2 protein-coding genes are annotated in these 1580 nt (G+C 40.8%); both read right to left on the bottom strand.

The genetic code is table 11. The features are described 5' to 3' along the window. Nucleotides 1–172 precede the first annotated feature (172 nt). Nucleotides 173–547, bottom strand: coding sequence for a pentapeptide repeat-containing protein (locus tag F6K37_RS41665; RefSeq protein WP_008186913.1), 375 nt, complete (start codon nt 545–547; stop codon nt 173–175). A 509-nt stretch (nt 548–1056) separates the two neighbouring features. Beyond that, nucleotides 1057–1580, bottom strand: a 524-nt coding sequence (locus tag F6K37_RS41660; protein ID WP_287257121.1) for a sigma-70 family RNA polymerase sigma factor, incomplete at its 5' end; no start/stop codon positions are given.

Here is a 1580-nt window from a genome sequence, read left to right as displayed (position 1 = left end):
AGATGCCTATCGTCGTACCCTCTTAACACCAAGAACTAAAACATTTTTAGAATTCCTGACTAAGCTTTCTTAGGGAAAAAGGAGCGTTGCTTAATCATTCCATGATTAAGCAACGGCGTTTTATCTGGAGATGATTGCCAGTAGGCATCTAGGAAGCTAAATCTTGAGTAAATCAGGAAACAACCCTACCATCAGGCATAACCGTACCCCATACTTCTGCATCCTTCCAGTCTACTTCAGCGAGATCCCCACCCTTGAAATTGGCAGCTCTCAAATCTGCTCCACTTAGGTTTGCTCCAGCAAGTTTCGCTCGACCTAGATTTGCCCTGTGAAGCTTGGCATCAGTCAAATTAGCTTTTTCCAATCCCGCACAACGCAACTTAGCCCCACTCAAATCAGCTCGGCTCAGGTTAGCCCCGCTTAAATCTGCTCGACTCAGATTCACACCACTAAGGTTGATACCACTCAGATTAGCTTGAACTAGGTTGATAGCACAAAAATCTCGTTCCCCTGCTGCATACCTTTCTTGGAGTTCTTTGCTATTCATGTCGCCTTACCCCGATTTTACTTTAGTTAAAGGTTTCTATTAAAGAGAGTAAAAATATTGCCCAACGTGACAAACTCAAACATTTTTTTTTCATAGCTAATAAACGCACAAAAGTGCCTGTGTACTAACAGTTTCACAGTCATCTTTGTAATTTAACTACAATTACTAGTTATTTATAGGGTGCATATCAATACCTGAAATTAGGCAAAAATCATAATAAAATTCCTACAATAATCACACTCCTCACAACCACACTCCTCACAACCACACTCCTCACAACCACACTCCTCACAACCACACTTACTTTATTGTTTAGAAAGATGAGATGGGGTGCATCTCATATTTGTAAAAAAGTTGTGTAGGGTGCGTTAGGGGGGGCTCATTTTCCGCTTCGTAGCCAGGCTTTGGATAGCCCGCCCCGTAACGCACCACCGTGTCAAACAGCAAAAATGAGATGCACCCGATGAGATGCTCCCTATCTAGAATTTTATTTTGCTCACCAATCCCGTTTATAAATAAAGTTTGCGAAGCTTATTGAGTGCTCGAAACTTTTTTTGCCGAATATTTTCTGCCGTATACCGGGGATAGCCCTTATGTTCTAAATGACTGGCAATTTCAGCACAGGAAAGCTTTTTAAAATAGAACAACTCCAAAATTTCTGAGTCTTGATCAGGAAGTTGTGTTATCTTCTCCCATACTTCCACGTTCTCTATATACTGCATAGGGTGAGTGTGACGGGCAAATGGAAGCACATTACTCTGACCAATCGAGAGTGAACTTTCCCACTGTTGGGAACTAATATCTAAAAACCTCTTATGATCACGGTGGAGTCCCCTTATGTAATTCAAGATAACTTTTCGGACCCAAGCTTTTGGATTAATAATTGGCTCTCTTAATTCACCCTTAATTATAACCAGGTAAAGTCCCTCATCAACGTCTAAATAGGACTCTAGTTTCCCGGATTCGATTAGTTTTTGGACAAGTAAAAAGACATCGTTTATAATGTCTTTATGGGTATACTTGCTATTAAGAT

Source organism: Moorena sp. SIO4E2 (assembly GCF_010671945.1).
GTDB lineage: Bacteria > Cyanobacteriota > Cyanobacteriia > Cyanobacteriales > Coleofasciculaceae > Moorena > Moorena producens.
The sequence above is the reverse complement of the archived record's forward strand: the minus strand, read 5'-3'. Positions and strand labels throughout refer to the sequence as shown.